Genomic DNA, 22,116 nt, shown 5'->3' on the forward strand with positions numbered 1-22,116 from the left:
TATAAAACATCTAGCCAAGAGAGAAAAAATAGTGTAATATAATAATAGTTATTGGATAGTAACTTATATACAAGTTGCTGGCTGATACCGATGTGTGTTATATCATTTTTGTGTATTATATGAAGGAGGACTTCCCATGAAGACGTGGGTTTGTACAGTTTGCGGCTGGGTGTACGATGAGGCAGCAGGAGATCCCGACTACGATTTGGCTGCCGGTGTAGCGTTCGAGGATCTGCCGGACGATTTCGTCTGCCCGCTCTGCGGCGTCGACAAGTCTCTGTTTGAGCAACAGGAGTGACGCCAATCTCTATGAGAATGACCCCGCATATGCGGGGTTTTTTAATGCCATAATTTTGTCTGCGTTGAAATGTTTTTGCTTTTCGGTGGGAAATCCCGTATAATAAGCGACATATCTATTTTAGCGTGAGGGGATTTTCTTTTGACAGAACAAATTGAAATCAGTATTGTATTCCTCATCTACATGCTTCTGATGATGGGGATTGGTGTATACTACTACCGCCGTACGCGCAATATGAGTGATTACTTTCTCGGGAATCGAAAGCTCGGCGCATGGGTCACCTCGATGAGTGCTGAGGCATCAGATATGTCCGGGTGGATGCTTATGGGGCTGCCAGGATTTGCCTATGCCGCAGGGCTGAATGCGGGATGGATCGCTGTCGGGCTTGCGCTTGGAACATGGGCGAACTGGCAGTTCATCGCGGCACGCTTACGCATCTATACAGAGCTTGCGAATAACTCGCTGACACTGCCGGATTTCTTTGAAAATCGTTTTTTTGCGACGTCAGGTGCGCTGCGCGTGGTGCCAGCGGTCTTTATTCTGATCTTTTTTATTCTCTATACGTCTTCGGGCTTTGTCGCCGCAGGGCGCCTTTTCGAGACGATTTTTCAGCTGCCGTATCTGACGGCGCTTTTCTTCGGTGCAGGCGTGGTAGTCTTCTATACACTCGTTGGCGGATTCCTCGCTGTCTCTCGAACGGACTTCATCCAAGGGGTGATGATGTTCTTTGCGATACTCATTGTTCCTCTCGGAGCGACGATGTTGTTGGGAGGTTTTACAGAGACGGCGGCGCTGATCTATGAGGCGCATCCATCTTTTTTTGCGCCGCTCACAAAGGTGGACGGATCAACACTCGGGTTTATTGAGTTTATTTCCTTGATGGGCTGGGGGCTCGGTTATTTCGGACAACCCCATATCCTGGTACGCTTTATGGCGATCCGACATGCAGATGAGCTACCTCAGGCGACGCGGATTGCAATGGTGTGGGTTGTGATCTCGCTTTCAGCTGCAATTTTGGTTGGCATGGTGGGGGCGGTCTATCTGCAGACGCCCCTTGAAGGGACAGCGGCTGAGACGGTATTCTTAACGATGGCAGAAAACCTTTTCCCGCCCATCGTGGCAGCGTTGATCCTTGCAGCCGTGCTTGCAGCGATCATGAGTACGGCATCGGCGCAGCTGCTTGTTGCAGCATCGGCATTTGCACAGGACATCTATCGACGCAGCTTCCGCCCCGATGCGCAGCAGGTGGAACTTGTCTGGGTGAGCCGTCTCTCTGTGCTTGTGATCGCGGCAGCGGCGATCTATCTCGGACTTAGTCCGGACAACTTCATTCTCGATATGGTGGCATATGCATGGGCAGGCTTTGGTGCTGCGTTTGGTCCAGCGCTCCTCATGTGTCTTTTCTGGCGCCGCACGACAGAGCGCGGCGTGCTTGCGGGGATTGTGACGGGCGGTGTGACGGTACTTGTCTGGAAGCAATTTGCGTTCTTTGGTCTCTATGAGATCGTTCCGGGCTTTCTCTTTGGAGCGGTTGCGATCTATGTCGTGAGCAAGCTGGATAAAGCCCCCGCGCAGGAGGTGACGGCACTCTTTGACCGTGTGGATCGGCAGTAGTATGTTGCATTCGATACGGCGCGTGCCGTTTTACTGCGCTATAATATATTTCAATATGGGAGGATACGATGGCATTTACATTTACGCATGTAAACTTTAACGTGCTCGATCTTGCGCGCAGTATGGATTTTTATGAGCGGGCATTTGGCCTTCGTGAGAAGCGGCGCCTCGAAGCAGAGGGGTTCACACTTGTCTATCTCTGGGATGGTGTGACGGATTTTGAACTGGAACTGACGCATCTGCATGACCGCACGGAGCCGTATGATCTTGGAGAGAAGGAGTTCCACCTCGCACTCTATACGGATGATTATGCGGCTGCGCGTGCAAATCATGCCGAGATGGGTATTATCTGCTATGAGAATGCACAGATGGGAATTTACTTCGTCGAGGATCCCGATGGGTACTGGGTGGAAGTTTTGCCAAAAAATATGTGACGAAAGCCATACTTTCGTGTATAATAGGGGAGACGTAAAACAGTTCGTAAAAGAGGGTGAAGATGTATGGGAAAGTTACGGGTGCTGATTGTAGACGACTCTAAGATCAGCCGCGTGATGATTGCTGAGAACTTGAGGGATACGGATTTCGAGGTCTGCGGTATGGCGGCAGACGCCGTGGAGGCACTCAGGCTCTACACGGAGATGCGTCCTGACCTCGTGACGATGGATATGAACCTGCCCGATGCCAACGGTTTGGAGTGCAGCAGACGGATTCTTGCCATGGACCCGGATGCGAAGATTTTGATGGTCAGTGCGATGAAGGATCTGAACCTCATCACACAGGGCAAGGCCGTTGGGATTCGTGCCTTTTTGCAGAAGCCAGCCTCGAAGTCCGATCTGGCGGATACCCTCCATCTGATCTTTGAGTCCAGTGCCAGCCAGGAGTCAGCCTTTCGTGAACTCTATGCCAAACCCTTTGGTCGGGGCCTCCAACAGGGCGTGGCGAGTCTTCTTCGCATGGAGGGCGATATCAAGATTGAGCCATATGACTCACGTTCACTTGATGTGAGCGGTGCGGCGGTCATCATAGGCATTACAGGGTTCACCACGGGACGTGCAATTGTCTACGTGGATGAGCCGATGATCAAGCTTTTTGCGATGCACATGTTAGGGCGTGCATCGGTGGATGAACTCGATGATGATGAGGCTGTAGACGCCGTGGAAGAGGCTGCGAATATCATCGCCGGGCGTGCTGTTTCAAAAATCAACAATGTACTTGAGGGCAAGGAACTGCGTTTGACACCGCCGGGGACAGTTCGCGGGTCACAGGTTCATATTGTCAGCCCTCGTATGACTACGTTCTGTATCAGCATACGGCTGCCAATCGGAATTGTACGGATGAATGTGGGCTTTGCAGAGGGAGAGTAATCAATGGATGCAAAACTGATCAACCCTTTTGTAGATGCCTTTACGACGGTCATGCCGATGCTCGGATTTCCTGAGCCGACACGAGCGAAACTTTATACTGCTTCGACGCGTGTTCAGAGTCGTGGGGTATCGATGTTGGTTGGCTTTACGAAGCAGATTCGTGGGAATGTTGTTTACAACATGAGTGAGGATGCGGCAAAGTTCATTGCATCTCAGATGATGATGGGAATGCCGGTAGAGGTTTTTGATGAGATGGCGCAGAGTGCCATCTCAGAGCTCAGTAATATGCTGACGGCGCATACGGCGACGAATATCACAGGACTAGGTCTCGATGTCGATATTTCTACGCCGTCACTCACTGTAGGGCAGGATTTTGAAGTGAAGATCAGCGATGGGCAGTACCTCGTCGTGGAGATGAATCTGAGTGGTCAGCTGGTGGATCTTGCGATCGCCGTCGACCAGACGTAAGCTGTGCAGGACACTTTTTATCGGAGGGAGCGTTCGATGAAGGGTGCGGAGCAGGTGCGTGTCTTTCTCGATGGGAGACAGGTGGATGCTGCGGGCGAGGAGAGCCGCATTGCGCTGTCCGTTACAGGACGGCGTTTTTTGCGTGGTGAGAGCCATTATATCAGCTACGATGATGGGGAGCTGATTGACGGTGCGGTCATTCCAACGGTGCTGCGCATCAATGCTGTAGGCGTTATGCTGCAGCGACGCGGACTCGTGCGCTGGACACAGTACTTTGCAGCCGGTGAGGAGCGTACGAGCAGCTATCGTACGCCCTATGGCGCATTTTTGATCAATACACTTACGCGACGTCTGCGCATGCGTACATTTCCGGATGGGCGGGAGGAGATCTACATTTTCTACACACTCTATGTGGACGGCGTGCGGCAGAGCGATAATACTTTGGAAATACGAATTGAGCCGATGTAAAGGAGAAGTATCGAAGGTGGATATTAAACAGCAGATTGAGCAGGCACTCATACGTGCCGTGGAGGAGGCTGTGGATGCGGGACAGCTGCCGCAGGGAGCGGCACTCCCCGCCATCCTTCTTGAGGAACCGCCGGAAAAGGAACTTGGTGACTTCGCGACGAACTTTGCGATGCAGTCGGCACGTGTCTTTCGTCAGGCGCCACAGAAGATTGCGGCGGCAATTCAGGAGCATCTCACGGGGGAGTGGCTCGATCATGCTGAGGTTGCGGGACCAGGTTTCCTCAATCTCTATCTCAAGAAATCGGTGATTGCGGATACGCTGCGTGCTGTTCTTGCTGCAGGTGAGGGGTTCGGCACTTTGCCGCCCAATAGTGCGCCGCGCATTCAGGTGGAATATGTCAGTGCGAACCCAACGGGGCCGCTTCATGTCGGCCATGGACGCGGTGCAGCGGTGGGATCGGCGCTCGTCAAGCTGCTGCGTACGGCGGGCTACGCAGTGGACAGTGAATACTATGTCAACGATGCGGGCAATCAGATGAATCTGCTCGCTGTGTCCGTGAATGCGCGTTATCTGGAACTTCTCGGAAAGACTGTGGACTTCCCCGAAAACGGCTACCACGGTGCGGATATTGTGGAAACGGCGCAGCGCATCATTGATCGTGACGGGGATAAATATCTCGCTCTTCCTGAGGAGGAGCGTCTGCGGATTTTCCAAGATGTTGCCTATCGTGAGAAGCTGGCGGCACTTGAGGAGGATCTGGCGGATTTCGGCGTGACATTTGACCGTTGGTTCAGTGAGCGTACGCTCCATCCGGACTCTGTGCGCCGCGTTGTGGATGTTCTTTTGGAGCGTGGCACGGCGTATGAGAAGGACGGTGCCGTCTGGCTGCGCTCGACGGACTACGGAGATGACAAGGACCGCGTCATCTTTCGTGATAACGGTGTGCCTACCTACCTCGCGGCAGACATTGCCTATCATGATGATAAATATAAGCGTGGATACGGTCGTCTCGTCAACATCTGGGGAGCGGATCATCACGGCTATGTGGCTCGTGTCAAGGCTGCGATGGCGGCGCTCGGTCATGATTCGGAGAAGCTCACGGTGCTGCTGCTGCAGATGGTGAGCCTCTATCGTGACGGACAGCTTGTCAAACTCAGCAAACGTACGGGAGAAACGGTCACCTTGCGTGAGCTGATGGAGGAGGTCGGCGTCGATGCGGCACGTTATTTCTTCCTGATGCGCTCGCTCGACAGCCAATTGGACTTCGATCTTGACCTTGCGACGAAGAAGTCCAATGAGAACCCCGTCTACTACATCCAGTATGCGCATGCACGCATATCAAGCATCTTCCGTCAGGCAGATGAGGCGGGCATTGCCGTGAAGAATGGAGAAGAACTTGCACTCTTGACGGATGAGACGGAGATCGCCCTCATCAAGAAGATCGCTGCCTATCCAGAGGAGATCGCACGTGCGGCGGCAGAGTTCGCGCCGCAGCGCATCGCACGCTACAGTCATGAACTGGCGGGTGCATTCCACTCGTTTTACAATAAATGCCGTATTGTCGGTCAGGAGCCGCCGCTTGCATCTGCACGCCTGGCACTCGTGCTCGCAGCAGGACACGTGATTCGTCACAGCCTTGGGGTACTTGGTGTTTCGGCGCCAGAGAAAATGTAATCGCTGAAAGGAGCGCAGCTATGGATTTTGAACATATGTCAGAAGTGGATGCCGCCTATCACCTTCTTGCGAAGAAGGGAACACCGGTACATTACAAGGATCTGATTCTCGAGGTTATCGAAGTGATACACAAGCCCGTCCAGTCACAGGCGATGGCAATCTCCGAGATCTATACGATGATGAATATGGACAGTCGTTTTCACTATGAGGGAGAGAGCAAATGGGGACTGACCGAGTGGGTTCCGCCTGAGGTCAAGCGCTCCTCGTCACGTGCGTCTTCCGCAGCGGCAAAGACGCCTGCCACGAAGGAGACAACGCGCAAGAAGAAGCTCGAGAGTATTCAGAACTGATGTAAGGCGTGAGGAGGAAGGGCATGGCAAAGTATATTTTCGTCACGGGCGGCGTTGTTTCATCGCTTGGGAAGGGTATTACAGCGGCCTCCCTTGGCCGTCTGCTCAAGAATCGCGGACTCAAGGTTACGATTCAGAAATTTGATCCCTATATCAATATCGATCCAGGAACAATGAGCCCCTATCAGCACGGCGAAGTGTTTGTTACAGACGATGGTGCGGAGACGGATCTTGATCTTGGTCACTATGAGCGCTTTATTGACATCAACCTCACGAAGCGGTCGAATATCACGACGGGTAAGGTCTATGCAACGGTGCTTAACAAGGAGCGGCATGGCGACTACCTCGGCTCAACAGTGCAGGTCATCCCGCATATCACGAATGAGATTAAACAGCGTGTCTACGATGTAGCAAAGGCCGACAATGCTGATGTTGTGATCACGGAGATCGGCGGAACGGTGGGGGATATTGAGAGCCTGCCCTTCCTTGAGGCAATTCGCCAGGTCAAGAAGGAAGTCGGGAAGAACGATGCCCTCTATATCCATGTAACACTGCTGCCCTACATCAGTGCTGCGGGGGAACTCAAGACGAAGCCAACTCAGCATAGCGTCAAGGAGCTGCGTGCGATCGGCATTCAGCCGGACATCCTAGTCTGCCGAACGGAGCAGCCAATTCCGCGCGAGATGAAGGAAAAGATCGCACTTTTCTGTGATGTGGATGCAGACGCAGTCATTGAGAACCGGACAGCGTCGACGATCTATGAGGTTCCTCTGATGATGCAGCAGGAAGGCCTCGACCGCATCGTTCTTGAGAAGATGGCGATGAACTTCGACCCGTCCAATATGGAGACATGGGAGAAGATGGTTTTTAAGATCAATCATCCCTCGAAGAAGGTGAAGATTGCCGTTGTTGGCAAATACGTTGCTTTGCCGGATGCCTATATGTCAGTGACAGAGGCGCTCCACCACGGAGGTATCGAGAACGATACCCAGGTTAAGATCGTATGGATCAATGCTGAAGAGCTTGAGGATCCAAATGTGGATCTCGATGAGCTGTTTGTCGGCTGCAGGGGGATTCTCGTTCCCGGCGGATTTGGCGACCGCGGCGTTGAGGGAAAAATCCGTGCGATCCAGTATGCGCGTGAGCATGAGATTCCCTTCCTCGGACTCTGCCTGGGGATGCAGTGTGCTGTTATTGAGTTTGCACGTCACGTTGCGGGGCTTTCCAATGCCCATAGTACAGAGTTCGCTGTTGAGACACCATATCCGGTCATTGCACTGATGGAGGATCAGCAGGATGTTGAGGAAAAGGGTGGTACGATGCGCCTTGGAGCCTATCCCTGCATCCTGGCAGAGGGGTCTCTCTCTCATGCGGAGTATGGAGAGAGAGAGGTCAGTGAGCGGCATCGTCATCGCTTTGAATTCAACAACAGCTATCGGTCGCAGCTGGAGGAGAAAGGCCTGGTGATTGCGGGGACAAGCCCGGATAATCGCCTGGTCGAAGTCGTTGAGATTGCAGATCACCCGTGGTTTGTTGCCTCACAGTTCCACCCGGAGCTCAAGTCGCGGCCGAATCATCCGCATCCGCTCTTTGCCGGCTTTGTGCGAGCAGCGCTCTCTGCCGTTTCCAAATGAACATATTCTTTTCCGAACTGCATGCAGACTCTTCCGTGCGTCGGCTATCAGAGATGCTGAGAGAGGATCCTCGACAGATTCTCGCACATGGCTTTGCAGGCTCGATGAAGCATGCTGCTGTGGCCGCCGCCTATGACGCGAGTCCTCGTCCGCTTGCTGTTGTTACCGCCGGTCGTGAAGCACTCCGGGGCTGGCAGGAGGATCTAACCGCGCTTCTTCCCGAAGTAGATGTCTACGAGCTGCCGGAGCTGGATCACATTGACTTTGCAGCGCCTGGCGCCGCGAAAGGCCTGGAGCGGTCGGCACAACGCATGAATATTCTTGCTCGTCTCCTGCGCGGTGAGCCGATCATTGTTCTTGCGGACATCGGGGCAGCGATGCAAAAGGGCCTCAGTACGGCAGAGTTCTCGCGTGCGGCACTTTCCCTGCGCCTTGGAGAAAGTCTCCCGCGTGAGACACTGCTTGAGCGTCTGAGTGTTCTTGGCTATGAACATGTCGCCGAAGTAGAGCATGTGGGACAGTTCAGTGTACGCGGCGGCATTGTGGATATCTTTCCGATTAATGCACTCTCACCTATTCGTGTGGAGTTCTTTGACGCGGAAATCGATTCCATGCGCGAGTATGACCCTCTGACGAAACGCTCCATCAAAAATATTGGCACGGCTTCCATCATGCCTCTGCGTGCAGCGGATGATGAGGGGGAGGCGTGCTTTTTGACGTACCTCGGCAGCAGAGGGGTGACGGTGTTTGATGAGCCCTCGCGCCTGATTGCGGCACTGACGGATGCCCGCCAGGAGGACGAGGTACGTGCGGCGCGTATGTTTTCATGGGAGGAGATGGTTGCGGCCGGGGCGGCAGGGCATGAGATCTTTGCCTCGCTCATGAGCCGTTCTTTTCCAGCTTGTACACCGAAGACACTGATTGCCTTTCAGATGGTTCCTATGACCGCTTTTCAGCGTCAGTTTGCGCTGCTTGAAAGCGAGCTGCATCGCTATCTTGCTAATGGGACACGTGTGCTTGTGCTTGCGGGCGGTGCCGAGCGGGCAAATCTTATCCGTGATATGCTGATGGGCTGGAAGCTCTCTGCCGTTGTCCTTCGCAAGGAGGGAGATACCGCAGAGGGGGCCGTCCTAATTACCTCAGGGAGCCTGCGCGCAGGATTTGAGCTGGGGTCTGCACACATCGCTGTTCTCACCGAGCAGGACATTTTTGGGCGGCATAAGGTTAAGCTGCGCCGCTCAGTGTCCGCTGGAGAGCGTATTCGTCATTTTCGAGAGATTGCGCCCGGTGACTACGTCGTCCATGCAGCGCACGGCATCGGTAAGTATCTGGGCGTTGAGACACTTGAGGTCGCCGGGGTTCATCGTGACTATTTGAGAATCTTGTACGGCGGGGATGATAAACTTTTCGTACCGACGGATCAGGTTGGACTCCTGCAAAAGTACATCGGCTCTGAGGGCGCAGCACCGCGCTTACACCGCATGGGGACGGCGGACTGGGCACGGGCGCGCGCAAAGGCACAGAAGTCTGTAGAGGACATCGCCGATCATCTGCTCGAGCTCTATGCCGAGCGTCAGCTTGCTAAGGGGCACGCCTTTATGCCGGACGATGCCATGCAGCGCGAGTTCGAGGAGGCGTTTCCCTACGAGGAGACGGAGGATCAGCTGCGCGCCGTTCGAGAGATCAAGCGCGATATGGAGAGTGAGAAGCCGATGGATCGCCTGCTCTGCGGCGATGTGGGGTTTGGCAAGACGGAGGTTGCCGTACGTGCCGCATTCAAGGCGGCGATGGACGGCTTTCAAGTCGCCGTGCTCGTTCCTACGACGGTTCTTGCACAGCAGCACTATCAGACCTTTGCAGCACGCTTTGCGGACTTCGCACCAAAGGTGGATGTCGTCTGCCGCTTCCGCTCTGTGCGAGAGCAGGCGGCAACCCTGCATGAGGTGGCACGCGGGCGCGTGGACATCCTCATCGGTACGCACGCGATTCTCAACCGAAAACGCGTACGCTTTCAGAATCTCGGCCTCTTGATCGTTGACGAGGAGCAGCGCTTCGGTGTTGCGCAGAAGGAGAAGATCAAGGAGTTCGCGGCGGGAGTCGATGTGCTGACGCTTTCAGCGACACCCATCCCGCGCACGCTCCATATGTCGCTTGCGGGCGCGCGTGACATGAGCATCATCGAGACGCCGCCCGCCGATCGTCTGCCTGTACAGTCCTATGTCGTAGAGAGCAGTGATGCAATGATGCGCGGGGCGATTGAGCGTGAACTTGCGCGCGGCGGACAGGTGTACTTCATCTACAACCGTGTGGAGAGCATTGATCGTATGCGTGAGCATCTGCTCCATCTCGTTCCCGAGGCACGCATTGCCTCGGCTCACGGTCAGATGAACGAGGACATCCTAGAGCAGGTTATGATGGACTTCTATGAGGGGCATTATGACATCCTGCTTGCCACAAGCATCGTTGAGAATGGCATTGATGTCGCAAATGCCAATACCATCATTATCTACGATGCAGATCGCTTTGGACTCTCGCAGCTCTACCAGATGCGCGGACGCGTCGGCCGCTCAGCGAAGATGGCATTTGCCTATTTTACCTATCGGCGTGACAAGGTGCTCAGCGAGACAGCGGAAAAGCGACTGCAGGCGATGAAGGAGTTTGCACAGCTTGGCTCGGGATTCAAGATCGCCATGCGGGATCTTGAGATTCGCGGTGCAGGGAGTCTCCTCGGTGCGCAGCAGCACGGTCATATTGCGGGGGTTGGCTTTGAGATGTATGTGAAGCTGCTCGAGGAGGCGGTTGCACGCAAGAAGGGCGAAGCACCTGCACCGCCGCCCATCGAGACGGTCATTGATCTGCCGGTGGAAGCCTATCTCGACGGCGGGTATATTGACGATGCGATGCACAAGATTGAGATCTATCAGAAAATCGCCGCTGTGCGGACGAACGAGGATCTGGATGCGTTGCTCGATGAGCTGATCGACCGCTTCGGTGAGCCTACGCGCCCTGTTCTTGCGCTCCTGGATATTGCGCGGATCAAGAACTATGCACGTTCCTTTTCAGCGCGCAGCATTGTGGCGAAGGGAGAGGTGCTCGATCTTGCCCTGCCTGAGGGAGAGAAGCTGCCGCTGCCGGCACTGATGCGCCTCGATCGCGTCTTTGGGCGGCGTGTTGGTCCTTTGCCGGAGGGGGCTGGATATCGCATTCGCCTCCAGCCAAAGGAGCGCAGAGAGATCTTGGACACGGCACTAGAGGTCGTTCAAATGGTGAGTGAGGGATAAATGGAATGGCAGACCATAAACTGACAGTGGCGGGACTTGGCCCCGGGGATGCAGGGCTTATCACGCGGGAGACATGGGCGCGTATTGAGACGGCGGAACATATCCTCCTGCGCACGCGCATCCATCCGACCGTAGAGGCATTGGATGCGGCAGGGATTTCGTATGAGACTTACGATGCGTTCTATGAGGATGCAGAGGATTTTGATGAGCTGTACGAGCGCATTGTGGATGATCTGTTTACACGCGCACGGGCGGCTGATATCCTCTACCTTGTTCCAGGCAGTCCGTTCGTTGCCGAGCGGACTGTGCAGCTTCTGCGGGAACGGGTGACGGAGATGGAGATAAACATTGAGATCCTGCCCGCGATGAGCTTTTTGGAGCCTCTCTTTGCCGCACTTGGTATTGATCCCGTGAATGGTCTTTCGATTGTTGATGCGCTGAATGAGGAGGCGGTGGCCGCGCCGCCGGATCAGGATCTCGTCATCACGCAGCTTTACTCCCGTGAGATTGCATCTGACCTCAAGATTTTGCTGATGGAGCACTTTCCTGATACACAGGAGGTCATCTATCTGCATCATCTGGCACTCCCCGATGAACGGATTCGGCGCATCCCACTTTTTGAACTCGATTGGCAGGAAGATATCGATCATCTGACCACACTTTTTGTTCCATACACCCCTGTTTTTTGGGAAAAAAGCTAAAAAAATGGGGGATTTTAGGGAAAAAATACTTTTTTTTGTTTTTCCCCCTTGATTTTTCTAGGTAATTCTGTTAAATTCTCTCATGACAGCGCGGCCCACGTGGTCGCTAAGAAAAAGGAAAACATCTAAAAGGAGGATGCTACTTTGAACAAGCAGGAATTGGTCGCAAACGTAGCAGAGCAGGCAGGTCTGACGAAGAAGGATGCAGAGAAGGCGGTCAATGCCGTTTTCGAGACGATCAAGAATGCGCTTTCCAGCGGCGACAGGATTCAGCTCATCGGCTTTGGCACATTCGAGGTGAAGGACCGCAAGGCTCGTAAGGGGCGTAACCCGCAGACGGGCAAGGAGATTCAGATTGCGGCTTCGAAGATGCCTGTGTTCAAGGCTGGCAAGGCTCTGAAGGATGCTGTGAACTAATCGGTTCCCTTGAACGTGAAACCGGACTTCCTACGGGGAGTCCGGTTTTTTTCGGTAAGATGCAGATGAAACACGATTTTTTTTCAAAAAAGTTATTTGCAGAAAAGACGGTACTGATTTCCGGAGGAACATCAGGGATTGGACTTGCTGCAGCAGAGATCTTTTGTGCAAGTGGTGCGCAGGTTGTGCTGATGGGACGCAGTGATCTGCGCGGACAGGCAGCCCTGGATGCGATTGCAGCAGGAGAGCGAACACATTTTGTTCGTGGTGATGTATGCAGCCGATTGGACTGCGCACGTGCGGCAGAGGAGACCATGCGCATATTTGGAGGCATCGACATCCTGGTCAACTCGGCAGGCATCTATGCAGAAGGGGCATTGGACGATCTTGCAGAGGAGGAGCTGGACCGCTTGATGGAGACGAACATCAAGGGGACCTTTCACTTGACGCAGGCATCACTGCCATACTTGCGAAAAACACGCGGCAGTGTTGTCAATGTTGCCTCGGATGCGGGGCTTCATGGAAATTACTTTTGCAGCGCATATGCGGCGACGAAGGGGGCGGTCATCGCCTTTACCCGCTCGCTCGCCCTGGAACTGGCGAACGACCATGTACGTGTGAACGCGGTTGCGCCTGCGGATGTTCTGACACCGATGACAGAGGGGCAGCTCTCTCCGCATCGCTCCCGCAATGAGCAGCTGCGCGAGATGTCTGCCGTCTACCCGTTGGGGCGAATCGGGACACCGCATGAGATCGCTGCTGTAATCGTTTTTCTTGCCTCACCAGCGGCAGCATGGGTGACGGGGAGCATCTATGGTGTCGATGGAGGTCTCACCGCGTAAAAAAATTTTGTCCGTCGCTCAAAATTGTGATAGAATAATCATGATTGTGCGAGGAGGTGGAGCATGGAGCACGCTCGTGTTCTCATTTTGACGGCATCCATTGGCTCCGGACATACGAGGGCTGCGGAGGCAATTCGCGCGGCACTCGAGGCGCATCCTCAGGCGGACGCGATGCAGGTGGATGTCGTCGACTTTATGGCGCGTGAAGTCTCCATCATCCATTACCTGATGAAGCGGATCTATTTGACAATGCTGCGCTTCGTGCCCGATCTCTATGATGTGTTCTTCCGCATTGCCGGGAAGAATACGAGCGGCGGTATTGTACGTGGTGCATTCGCACAGGTGATGGTACGTACCGTAGGCCGTATCATACAGACATACGATCCGCATCTCATCGTTGCAACCCATCCCTTTCCCGAGGGGGCAGCAGCGCTCTGGCGTGCCCGTCACGGAGGCTCCTTTGCACTCACGGCACTCCTCACAGACTATGCCGTCCATGCGATCTGGCTGACACGCAATGTGGACATGTACTTTGTAGCCACGGAGAAGATGGCAGAGGATATGAGGTCGCGTGGATTCGATGCATGCACTGTGCGTGCGACGGGAATTCCTATTGCACCGGCAGACTACGCACTGGAACGCAGGGCGGCGCAGGAACGCATTGGCCTTTCAGAGGATTTGCCAACCCTTCTCCTGATGGGCGGAGGCCTCGGTCTCGGCGGTATGGATCGAACAGTTGCCGCGCTCGAACAGGTAAAACAGAAACTGACCATTCTTGTTGTTGCGGGGCATAATTCAGCACTTGCGGCACACGCACGTACAGCGGCGCAGACATCACGGCATATGATTCGCGTCTATGCCTATACTGATGAGGTGTCTGTACTCATGCGTGCCGCAGACCTCCTCATTACAAAACCTGGGGCGCTTACGATCAGTGAGGCGTTTGCTGCGGAGCTGCCGCTGCTCCTGCATGACCCTATCCCAGGACCTGAAACGGAGAATGCGATTTATGCAACACGGCGTGGGGCGGCAGTGTGGCTGCATCCAGGGGAGCATATGGCTCCTGCTGTGGAGGAGATTCTGACCCATCGGATTCCAGAGATGCGCAGAGCCGCGCGTCTGTGTGCACGCGAGAAGGCGGCACGCGAGGTGGCGAGTGCTCTTGTGGATCTGTTGACAAGGAAGAGAGGACATACGCATGGCGCAGAGAAGATCGTCTAGAAGGCCACGCTGGTTTGTCATTGCCCTGCTGGTTATTTTGGGCTATTTCGGCTCGATGATCGTATCACAGGGACTCTATCTCTCTCACGTTCATGAGGATCAAGCGCTCGCAACGGAGCGTTTGACGGCGGCACAGGCGGAGAACGATCGTCTTCGTGCGGAGAAGGAGCGGTTGGGGGAGCTTCCCTACATCGAAAAGCTAGCTCGTGAGGAGCTGGGGATGACGGGCGCCGGAGAGCTTCCCTATGCACCTGGAAAGCGTTCGAATGGGAATTGAGCTTCTTGACATAAAGCGGCTTTGCCCTGTATAATGAGCGAGTGATAAAAACTGGGGATATCCCCGACGGTTTATATGTTGAAGGGAAGAGTTGTATTGGCCATCGAAGTTGGCAGTGTAGTAGAGGGTGTCGTAACAGGCATCACCAATTTTGGCGCTTTTGTCGAACTCCCCGAGGGAAAGACAGGATTGATTCACATCTCGGAGGTCGCCGATGTCTATGTGAACGATGTGCATGATTTCCTCAAAGAGCGTGATTCGGTCAAGGTTAAGGTGCTCACTGTGGATGATCGTGGAAAGATCGGTCTCTCCATCAAGGCACTTCAGGATAAGCCAGCAGTTCCTGCTCAGCCGGTTGCGGCTCCGGCGCGTCCGCCGCGAGCTCCGCGCGATATGCGCCGCACAGCTGCTTCGCGTCAGATGGGATCTCCTTCCTTCGAGGACAAGCTTTCACGTTTTCTGAAGGACAGCGATGAGCGGCTTACTGACCTGCGCCGCAAGACCGACTCCAAGCGAGGCGGTCGCGGATCTCGCCGCGGCTGATCACAGGGAAGTGCTGATGTCGATGACCTGCGCGTTCTCGCCTTTTATGAGACGCAGCATATGAAGAGAAAAAGCACTCCATGCGGAGTGCTTTTTTTGTATCAGGAGTCGATTTTGCAGAAACAGATTGAACGCATTCTGTCCGCGTATGATTTTTTCAATGCAGGACGTACGCTTCTCGTTGCCTGCTCCGGCGGCATGGATTCGCTTGTCCTTCTCGATCTTCTCCACTGTTTGCAGAAAGAGGGAGGAGCGCAGATCATCTGTGCGCATTATGAGCATGGAATTCGCGGTGCGGACTCTCGTTCAGATGCAGACTTTGTTGCTGACTTTTGTGGTGTACGAGAAATTCCATTTGTATGTGAGTCGGGCGATGTGCCTGCTTATGCGCGTACCCACAAGGCATCGCTCGAGACGGCTGCACGTATCTGCCGCTATGAATTTCTTCATCGGATCTGCGAAGCGCGGCACTGTGATGCTATTGTCCTTGCGCATCATGCGGATGATCTCGCAGAAACGGTCTTGCTGCGTATCCTACGTGGTACGGGACCTGCCGGACTTGCCGCCATGCGGGAGTGGGATGGATTGCACCTGCGTCCTCTCCTTGGCGTGGCGCGTACGGAGATCGAGAAATATACGGAGGAACGTGGACTGTGTCCGCGCCACGATGCGACGAACGACGCATTGGACGCACGGCGCAATGAGATTCGCCATGCTCTGCTGCCGGAGCTCAGGAGAACGTACAATCCAGCCGTTCGCGAAGCGCTCACGCGACTGAGCAGTCTCGCCGGTGAGGAGGATGATTTTCTGACAGGGATTGCGGATGCGTCATTTCAGCGTGCCGTATGCCCGGGGGGGATTTCTGTATCGGCACTGCGTGACCTTCACCCCGCCCTGCAGAGGCGTGTCCTTCGGCTCTTCTGGGCACAGGAGACCGGGAGCATGCAGGATTTTTCCTATCTTCACGAAGAGCGCCTGCGTGCGCTGCTCCATGCAACAGGCACAGCGGGATGTGACATGCCGCATCATTGGTATGCATCCAGCCGTTATGGGGTTTTGTCAATCCTTCGCAGCGGACAAGTGAAGCCCCCTGCGGGAAAAGGAGAAATTTTACTTCCTTTCACTCGTGAATATGCTATAATAAACTTTCGGGGCACGGCGTTTTGTATCCGACGTTTGACCCGTATGAGTGCGGACGACTGGCGTAAGATGCGCGCGCAGGAGGCTGTCTATGCCGATCTTGGCGGGCTGCCTTCGCTGGTTCTCCGAACGCGCCGACCGGGAGACTATTTACAGCTTCCTATTGGCCGAAAGAAACTCAAGGATATCCTGATTGACGATAAGATTCCGCGTGAGATGAGGGATGCAATTCCCCTCGTTGCTGTTGCGGATACACAAGAGATTTTCTGGATTGTGGGCGGACGACGAAGCATTCTTGCACCGCTTACGGAATCCAGTACGGATATTTTGAGCATTACGTGTATGAAGGAGACGATAGCCAGATGATGAGCGATGATATTGAGCGCGTGTGTTTTTCAGCGGAGGAGATTCGCACACGTGTGCAGAAGCTTGGTGAGGAAATTGCGCGCGACTACCGGGACGCTTCCGAAAAGGTTTACTGTGTCGGTATTCTAAAAGGGGCTGCGGTTTTTTTTACGGATCTCGTGCGTGCTATTGATCGGCCCATTGACTTTGACTTCATGATTGTTTCCAGCTATGGAGAGGCTACGGTGTCGAGCGGACAGGTCAAGATTCTCAAGGACCTTGATTTCTCGATCGAGGGACAGCATGTTATTATTGTGGAGGACATCATCGACTCCGGGACGACGATGCACTATCTCCGACAAATGCTCCAGGGACGCCATCCAAAGAGCATCAAGATCTGTTCGTTCCTGTCAAAGCCGTCACGCCGCGTTGCACCTGTTCAGATTGACTACCTTGGATATGAGGTCCCAGACGAATTCCTCGTGGGCTATGGTCTTGACTATGCGGAGAAATATCGGAATTTGCCCTATATCGGGGTGCTGAAGCATTCTGTCTACGAATAATATGGAGGAGGGAAGCCTTGAACCAATCAGTTTTACGAAATCTTGCTTTTTATGCGCTCATGTTCTTCGTTGTGTGGACGGTTGCCGACTATATGTCAGGAAGCCATCAGGGAACGCAGGCGACGGCGCTTGGATACAGTGACTTTAATGCGAAGGTGACGGCCGGTGAGGTGGACAAAGTCGTCATTGTCCAGAACAATATCCGCGGAACGCTCACAGATGGGACGGAGTTTACGACCATCGCGCCGGATGCGCCGAACAGTGACCGGGATCTTTATACGCGCCTCGCGGATAAGGGGGTCAATATCTCGGCAGAGAATCCACCTGAACCGCCGTGGTGGCAGACACTGCTCACCTCACTCATTCCGATCGCACTCCTCATTGGATTCTGGTTTTTCATCATGCAGCAGTCGCAGATGGGCGGCGGGCGTATGATGAACTTTGGAAAATCACGTGTCCGCCTCATGGTGAGTGACAAGAAGAAGGTGACATTCGCCGATGTTGCAGGGGCGGATGAGGCCAAGCAGGAGCTTGAGGAGGTTGTCGAATTCCTCAAGACACCGGATAAGTTCAACGAACTCGGTGCGCGTATCCCAAAGGGCGTGCTGCTGTTTGGCCCTCCGGGTACAGGGAAGACGCTGCTCGCGAAGGCAGTTGCCGGTGAGGCGGGGGTACAGTTCTTCACGATCAGCGGCTCTGACTTTGTCGAGATGTTCGTTGGTGTCGGTGCCTCGCGTGTACGTGACCTCTTTGAACAGGCAAAGAAGTCTGCACCGTGTATTGTCTTTATCGATGAAATCGATGCCGTTGGCCGCCAGCGCGGCGCAGGGCTTGGCGGCGGTCACGATGAGCGTGAGCAGACACTCAACCAGCTGTTGGTCGAGATGGATGGTTTTGCCTCAAATGAAGGAATCATCATCATTGCGGCGACAAATCGCCCCGATGTCCTTGACCCTGCGCTTCTGCGTCCTGGCCGTTTCGATCGCCAGATTGTGGTGGATAAGCCGGACGTACGGGGACGCGAAGAAATTCTTAAGGTACATACAAAGGGCAAACCGATTGCAGATGACGCGGATCTGGATGTGCTCGCACGCCGGACTCCCGGCTTTACGGGAGCAGATCTCAGCAACCTCGTCAACGAGGCTGCACTGCTTGCTGCGCGCCGCAATAAGAAACAGATCCATATGGCAGAATTGGAGGAGGCCATCGAGCGCGTTCTTGCTGGTCCGGAGCGCAAATCCCATGTCATGACGGATGATGAGAAGCGCCTTACGGCTTATCATGAGGGGGGGCATACGCTGGTCGGCCTTTTGCTCAAGCATGCCGATCCTGTGCACAAGGTTACGATCATTCCGCGCGGGCGTGCGGGCGGTTATATGCTGTCGCTGCCGAAGGAGGATCGTTCCTATCGTACGCGCTCCGAACTCATTGACCGTATCAAGGTTGCACTCGGCGGACGTGTTGCGGAGGAGGTTGTACTCGGCGAGATCAGTACGGGTGCCTCCAGTGATATTCAGCAGGCGACAAAGATCATTCGCAGCATGATTATGCAGTATGGCATGAGCGATGTGGTCGGTCCCATTGCCTACGGTGAGGAGAATCATCAGGTGTTCCTTGGACGCGACTTTAACCGTGATCGGAACTACTCTGAGGAAGTTGCTGGAGAGATCGACCGTGAGGTGCGCCGCTATATTGAAGAGGCATACGAGGCATGTCGTGTCATCATTACGGAGAATCGTGACAAACTCGACCTCATTGCAAATGCGCTGCTTGCACGTGAGACTCTGAATGCGAGTGAGCTTGAGGAGCTGATGACAAAGGGCGCAATCAGCGACGAACAAAAGGATGACGACAATCAGGACGATACGGGGAAGCCCGTGCCAATTCCTGTCGATGTCGTGATCGACGACTCTACGCAGACGACCGAGGAAGCGGAGCGTGCTTCCGAGGAGCGCCCCGCACCGATTCCAACGACGGAGCCGAAATTTAACGTGACACAATGGAATAAATAGGGAAACGCAGCCAAGGCGCTGCTGCATCAATAAGCGTGCAGCGGTGCCTTTTCTTTAGATGTGATATCATTTTAACGATAATATAAAAGATGGAATATTGTGGGAGATATGAGTATCTAATTGGGATGTAAAGAGAGGTTCCTATGCAGTGGTATGAGGAAATTATGACGGCAGCAGGAGAGGCAGTCGACTATGTCGCTAATGTGCTGGATGAGAGGGGGACACTCGACGGCAGTGCGCGTCAGGTACTCACGGATTTTGTCGTCGCGATGGATGGAGTTGCGGGCTATTTATCGCGTGAAGAGGGGACTCTGATCGAGAAATGTCGCCGTTATGCCCTTAATGCGGGAAATTCGGCTGAGAAAGCGTTATCCGCTGAAACGAGTGAAGATGCAAAAAAATTCTTTTTCTACGAAGTGCGCCCTCTCTTTCTTGATTTGCGCTATCAGCTGGATTTGGAGTATCATATCCTGCGTCATCCTGAGCGGGAAGAGGCATATCTGGAAGACACCATCGCTGCCTTCGAGGCGGCACGTAAACGTCCGCGCCATACAGATTTCAAGTATCGTGTCTCGATCATCGTGCCCGCCTACAACAAGGTAGAGTTCTCGCGCTGTGCGATCGAGAGCCTTTTTCGTTATACGGACTTTTCGCGTGGGGACATTGAGCTCATTACGATCAATGACGGATCATCTGACGAGACAGAGGCATATTTTAACAGCCTTCCGCACGAGAAGAAGATCAATCTGAAATACAACGTTTACAATCATCTCGGTTGGGGCATTGCACGCCACATTGCCGAGGGTGAATACGTTGTCTACTTCTCGAACGATGCCGTTGCCACGGAGCATTGGCTCGAGAACCTGCTTGCCGTTCACGCAGCGGAGAAGGATGTGTTCTGGGTTGTACCCACCTGCAATGAGGGCTGTATCTCCAACGCACAGGGGATTCCTGTAGACTACAAGAATACCTTTGAAGATATGGAGAATATGCAGGCGTTCGCTGTTCGCAATAATGTATCAAACCCGCTCCTCTGGGAGGAGCGGGCTCTTCTCATGCCGTTTGTGAGCGTTGTGCCGAACCTCTTTGATGTGCCTGAGATCCGCGCGGATTACCGCTATGTCATGTGCGATTTTGAGGATGATGATTTCTCGGTGATGCTGCGTCGTTCGGGATTTCGGCAGATCCTTGCAAAGGATACCTTCGTACATCATTTTGGCGGGATGACGCTGAATGAGGTGCGCTCGAAGCAGGGAAACTACAAGAGTCTTGTCTCCATGCGTCCCGTCTTTCGTGCCAAGTGGAATGTCGACCCTTGGGAATCGAGAGGACATTTGTACTTTTTGGATACCTTTATAAAGGAGTTTCATGGAGAGGACACCCCCGTGCGTATCCTTGCCGTTGAATCTCTCTTTGGTGAAGGTGTTTTGAGCATCCGCAATCATTTCCGTAAACTGCGCCGCCCTGTTGTGATTGATGCAGTTGTGTCCGACAAACGTTATCTTCTTGATATAAAACATATGGCGGACTCAGTGCTGCAGATCGAAACCTGGGACTCTTTTGAGGAGCAGCTGAGTGAACACTATGATATCATCGTGATAGGAACACCCCTCAATGATTTGAACATTCCTCAGATCATCCCGTTTTTTCGATCCTGTTACGAACTCCTCCGCACGCATGGGTTCATCTATGCATCCCTGCGCAATTATAGCAGTTTTGGACATATGATGGAGAATCTACCGAACAATGTCCCTTATCTTATCCAGGATGATATACTTCCGCTTGAAGGACGCCGTATATTCCCGATACAGCGTCTCATCTCTGCACTGCACGATACTTTCTCCATTCCCGCCGTACGCGTGGCCTATGCAAGAGAGGTTTGTCATTTTAGTGGCAGGGATTCTTTTATACAGATGACAGAGGCCATTCTTGAGACCAAGGAGAATGAAAGACTGTATCTGCACCATCTGCTCCAGGGGGATATGCTTGGTATCTGTATAACATCAGATACGCCCCTGCAAACTTGAGCAAGCAGTCTTTGTTGGATTGTTGGGCAGATCCTGTGTCGAAGGGAGCAGGCATATGAAGGTTGTTATTCTAGCAGGTGGTCTGGGGACAAGAATCAGTGAGGAATCTGTACTGCGTCCCAAACCGATGATTGAGATCGGAGGAAAACCGATTCTTTGGCACATCATGAAGATTTATTCGTATTATGGTTTTCATGAGTTCATCATCTGCCTTGGCTACAAAGGCTATATGATCAAGGAGTTCTTTGCTGACTACTATCTGCATACTTCGGATGTTACCTTTGACTTTACGCAGGGGAACAGATTGACGATACACAACAATGTTTCAGAGCCGTGGAAAGTGACTCTTGTTGACACTGGGCTGGATGCGCAGACAGGTGCACGTATCAAGCGGATCCAAAAATATGTGGAGGATGAGCCTTTTTTACTGACCTATGGGGATGGTGTGAGCGATGTTGATCTCAATGCGCTGATCGCCGCACATACGGAGCAAAAGGGGTGTGCGGTTGTAACGATGACAGCCATTCAGCCGGGGGGCAGGTTTGGCGTCTTGGACATCGACCATCGCACGAATACGGTCAGCCAGTTTGTCGAAAAGGCAAAGGAGGATGGCGGATGGATCAATGGCGGTTTTATGGTGGCGGAAAACCGCGTTTTTGACTATCTGCGCGATGAGGATGCCTGCGTCTTTGAAAAGGATCCTCTTGAATTAATTGCACATGATGGCGGACTCCATGCCTATAAACATATGGGATTTTGGCAGTGTATGGATACGCAGCGCGATAAAGGGCGCTTAGAATTACTGTGGGCATCTGGAAATGCTCCATGGAAGCTATGGAAATCGTAAATAAAGATGGACAAATACACTAATGTTTT

21 protein-coding genes are annotated in these 22,116 nt (G+C 53.5%); all 21 read left to right on the forward strand.

All coding sequences use genetic code 11. The features are described 5' to 3' along the window. The first annotated feature begins 136 nt into the window (after positions 1 to 136). Positions 137 to 298, forward strand: a complete 162-nt coding sequence (locus tag HMPREF1992_RS09750; protein WP_021685732.1) for a rubredoxin — start codon at positions 137 to 139, stop codon at positions 296 to 298. 141 nt (positions 299 to 439) lie between these two features. Further along, complete coding sequence (gene putP, locus HMPREF1992_RS09755; protein ID WP_021685734.1) at positions 440 to 1,912, forward strand: sodium/proline symporter PutP; 1,473 nt, start codon at positions 440 to 442, stop codon at positions 1,910 to 1,912. A 68-nt stretch (positions 1,913 to 1,980) separates the two neighbouring features. Then, positions 1,981 to 2,346: a VOC family protein gene (locus HMPREF1992_RS09760; RefSeq protein ID WP_021685735.1), complete on the forward strand. Its 366-nt coding sequence runs from the start codon at positions 1,981 to 1,983 to the stop codon at positions 2,344 to 2,346. Positions 2,347 to 2,412: 66 nt separating this feature from the next. Beyond that, the gene (locus HMPREF1992_RS09765; protein ID WP_021685736.1) at positions 2,413 to 3,276 is read left to right on the forward strand and encodes a response regulator; all 864 of its coding nucleotides are present in this window, start codon (positions 2,413 to 2,415) and stop codon (positions 3,274 to 3,276) included. Positions 3,277 to 3,279: 3 nt separating this feature from the next. Beyond that, positions 3,280 to 3,744, forward strand: a complete 465-nt coding sequence (locus HMPREF1992_RS09770) for a chemotaxis protein CheX (RefSeq protein ID WP_021685737.1) — start codon at positions 3,280 to 3,282, stop codon at positions 3,742 to 3,744. A gap of 36 nt (positions 3,745 to 3,780) precedes the next feature. Then, positions 3,781 to 4,212, forward strand: coding sequence for a DUF1934 domain-containing protein (locus tag HMPREF1992_RS09775; RefSeq protein WP_021685738.1), 432 nt, complete (start codon positions 3,781 to 3,783; stop codon positions 4,210 to 4,212). Positions 4,213 to 4,228: 16 nt separating this feature from the next. Continuing rightward, complete coding sequence (gene argS / locus HMPREF1992_RS09780; protein ID WP_021685739.1) at positions 4,229 to 5,887, forward strand: arginine--tRNA ligase; 1,659 nt, start codon at positions 4,229 to 4,231, stop codon at positions 5,885 to 5,887. Between the two features lie 20 nt (positions 5,888 to 5,907). Beyond that, complete coding sequence (gene rpoE, locus HMPREF1992_RS09785; protein ID WP_021685740.1) at positions 5,908 to 6,237, forward strand: DNA-directed RNA polymerase subunit delta; 330 nt, start codon at positions 5,908 to 5,910, stop codon at positions 6,235 to 6,237. A gap of 23 nt (positions 6,238 to 6,260) precedes the next feature. Continuing rightward, positions 6,261 to 7,871 carry a CTP synthase gene (locus HMPREF1992_RS09790; protein ID WP_021685741.1) on the forward strand — a complete coding sequence of 537 codons (1,611 nt, stop codon included), beginning with the start codon at positions 6,261 to 6,263 and terminating at the stop codon, positions 7,869 to 7,871. Next, complete coding sequence (gene mfd / locus HMPREF1992_RS09795) at positions 7,868 to 11,152, forward strand: transcription-repair coupling factor (RefSeq protein ID WP_021685742.1); 3,285 nt, start codon at positions 7,868 to 7,870, stop codon at positions 11,150 to 11,152. The genes HMPREF1992_RS09790 and mfd overlap by 4 nt, the downstream gene beginning before the upstream one ends. A 5-nt stretch (positions 11,153 to 11,157) precedes the next feature. Continuing rightward, positions 11,158 to 11,853 carry an SAM-dependent methyltransferase gene (locus HMPREF1992_RS09800; RefSeq protein WP_021685743.1) on the forward strand — a complete coding sequence of 232 codons (696 nt, stop codon included), beginning with the start codon at positions 11,158 to 11,160 and terminating at the stop codon, positions 11,851 to 11,853. 144 nt (positions 11,854 to 11,997) lie between these two features. Then, on the forward strand, positions 11,998 to 12,270 hold the full coding sequence (locus tag HMPREF1992_RS09805; protein WP_021685744.1) for an HU family DNA-binding protein: 273 nt from the start codon (positions 11,998 to 12,000) through the stop codon (positions 12,268 to 12,270). 65 nt (positions 12,271 to 12,335) lie between these two features. After that, the gene (locus tag HMPREF1992_RS09810; RefSeq protein ID WP_037359661.1) at positions 12,336 to 13,112 is read left to right on the forward strand and encodes an SDR family NAD(P)-dependent oxidoreductase; all 777 of its coding nucleotides are present in this window, start codon (positions 12,336 to 12,338) and stop codon (positions 13,110 to 13,112) included. 63 nt (positions 13,113 to 13,175) lie between these two features. After that, positions 13,176 to 14,333 carry an MGDG synthase family glycosyltransferase gene (locus tag HMPREF1992_RS09815; protein ID WP_021685746.1) on the forward strand — a complete coding sequence of 386 codons (1,158 nt, stop codon included), beginning with the start codon at positions 13,176 to 13,178 and terminating at the stop codon, positions 14,331 to 14,333. Further along, positions 14,311 to 14,610: a septum formation initiator family protein gene (locus HMPREF1992_RS09820; RefSeq protein ID WP_021685747.1), complete on the forward strand. Its 300-nt coding sequence runs from the start codon at positions 14,311 to 14,313 to the stop codon at positions 14,608 to 14,610. Before HMPREF1992_RS09815 ends, HMPREF1992_RS09820 begins: the two co-directional genes overlap by 23 nt. 96 nt (positions 14,611 to 14,706) lie before the next feature. After that, a complete protein-coding gene (locus HMPREF1992_RS09825; protein WP_037359540.1) occupies positions 14,707 to 15,153 on the forward strand; it encodes a S1 domain-containing RNA-binding protein in 447 nt (148 codons plus the stop codon). A 60-nt stretch (positions 15,154 to 15,213) separates the two neighbouring features. Continuing rightward, on the forward strand, positions 15,214 to 16,659 hold the full coding sequence (tilS, locus tag HMPREF1992_RS09830) for a tRNA lysidine(34) synthetase TilS (protein ID WP_051290511.1): 1,446 nt from the start codon (positions 15,214 to 15,216) through the stop codon (positions 16,657 to 16,659). Beyond that, positions 16,656 to 17,201 carry a hypoxanthine phosphoribosyltransferase gene (gene hpt, locus HMPREF1992_RS09835; protein ID WP_021685751.1) on the forward strand — a complete coding sequence of 182 codons (546 nt, stop codon included), beginning with the start codon at positions 16,656 to 16,658 and terminating at the stop codon, positions 17,199 to 17,201. Before tilS ends, hpt begins: the two co-directional genes overlap by 4 nt. A 17-nt stretch (positions 17,202 to 17,218) precedes the next feature. Continuing rightward, positions 17,219 to 19,213 (forward strand): ATP-dependent zinc metalloprotease FtsH, encoded by a 1,995-nt coding sequence (ftsH, locus tag HMPREF1992_RS09840; protein WP_037359546.1) that lies wholly within the window; start codon positions 17,219 to 17,221, stop codon positions 19,211 to 19,213. 143 nt (positions 19,214 to 19,356) lie between these two features. Further along, positions 19,357 to 21,240, forward strand: coding sequence for a glycosyltransferase family 2 protein (locus tag HMPREF1992_RS09845; protein ID WP_021685753.1), 1,884 nt, complete (start codon positions 19,357 to 19,359; stop codon positions 21,238 to 21,240). 55 nt (positions 21,241 to 21,295) lie between these two features. After that, a complete protein-coding gene (rfbF, locus tag HMPREF1992_RS09850) occupies positions 21,296 to 22,087 on the forward strand; it encodes a glucose-1-phosphate cytidylyltransferase (protein ID WP_021685754.1) in 792 nt (263 codons plus the stop codon). Positions 22,088 to 22,116: the final 29 nt, after the last annotated feature.

It is taken from the genome of Selenomonas sp. oral taxon 892 str. F0426 (assembly GCF_000468035.1).
In the GTDB taxonomy this organism is placed as follows: Bacteria; Bacillota; Negativicutes; order Selenomonadales; family Selenomonadaceae; genus Centipeda.

Excerpts from the sequence above, each read along its gene's own strand:
- HMPREF1992_RS09750 (WP_021685732.1), top strand. The coding sequence starts at position 137 with ATGAAGACGTGGGTTTGTACAGTTTGCGGCTGGGTGTACGATGAGGCA.
- HMPREF1992_RS09760 (WP_021685735.1), top strand. The coding sequence starts at position 1,981 with ATGGCATTTACATTTACGCATGTAAACTTTAACGTGCTCGATCTTGCG.
- HMPREF1992_RS09765 (WP_021685736.1), top strand. The coding sequence starts at position 2,413 with ATGGGAAAGTTACGGGTGCTGATTGTAGACGACTCTAAGATCAGCCGC.
- HMPREF1992_RS09770 (WP_021685737.1), top strand. The coding sequence starts at position 3,280 with ATGGATGCAAAACTGATCAACCCTTTTGTAGATGCCTTTACGACGGTC.
- HMPREF1992_RS09775 (WP_021685738.1), top strand. The coding sequence starts at position 3,781 with ATGAAGGGTGCGGAGCAGGTGCGTGTCTTTCTCGATGGGAGACAGGTG.
- rpoE (WP_021685740.1), top strand. The coding sequence starts at position 5,908 with ATGGATTTTGAACATATGTCAGAAGTGGATGCCGCCTATCACCTTCTT.
- HMPREF1992_RS09790 (WP_021685741.1), top strand. The coding sequence starts at position 6,261 with ATGGCAAAGTATATTTTCGTCACGGGCGGCGTTGTTTCATCGCTTGGG.
- mfd (WP_021685742.1), top strand. The coding sequence starts at position 7,868 with ATGAACATATTCTTTTCCGAACTGCATGCAGACTCTTCCGTGCGTCGG.
- HMPREF1992_RS09800 (WP_021685743.1), top strand. The coding sequence starts at position 11,158 with ATGGCAGACCATAAACTGACAGTGGCGGGACTTGGCCCCGGGGATGCA.
- HMPREF1992_RS09810 (WP_037359661.1), top strand. The coding sequence starts at position 12,336 with ATGAAACACGATTTTTTTTCAAAAAAGTTATTTGCAGAAAAGACGGTA.
- HMPREF1992_RS09815 (WP_021685746.1), top strand. The coding sequence starts at position 13,176 with ATGGAGCACGCTCGTGTTCTCATTTTGACGGCATCCATTGGCTCCGGA.
- HMPREF1992_RS09820 (WP_021685747.1), top strand. The coding sequence starts at position 14,311 with ATGGCGCAGAGAAGATCGTCTAGAAGGCCACGCTGGTTTGTCATTGCC.
- tilS (WP_051290511.1), top strand. The coding sequence starts at position 15,214 with ATGAAGAGAAAAAGCACTCCATGCGGAGTGCTTTTTTTGTATCAGGAG.
- hpt (WP_021685751.1), top strand. The coding sequence starts at position 16,656 with ATGATGAGCGATGATATTGAGCGCGTGTGTTTTTCAGCGGAGGAGATT.
- HMPREF1992_RS09845 (WP_021685753.1), top strand. The coding sequence starts at position 19,357 with ATGCAGTGGTATGAGGAAATTATGACGGCAGCAGGAGAGGCAGTCGAC.
- rfbF (WP_021685754.1), top strand. The coding sequence starts at position 21,296 with ATGAAGGTTGTTATTCTAGCAGGTGGTCTGGGGACAAGAATCAGTGAG.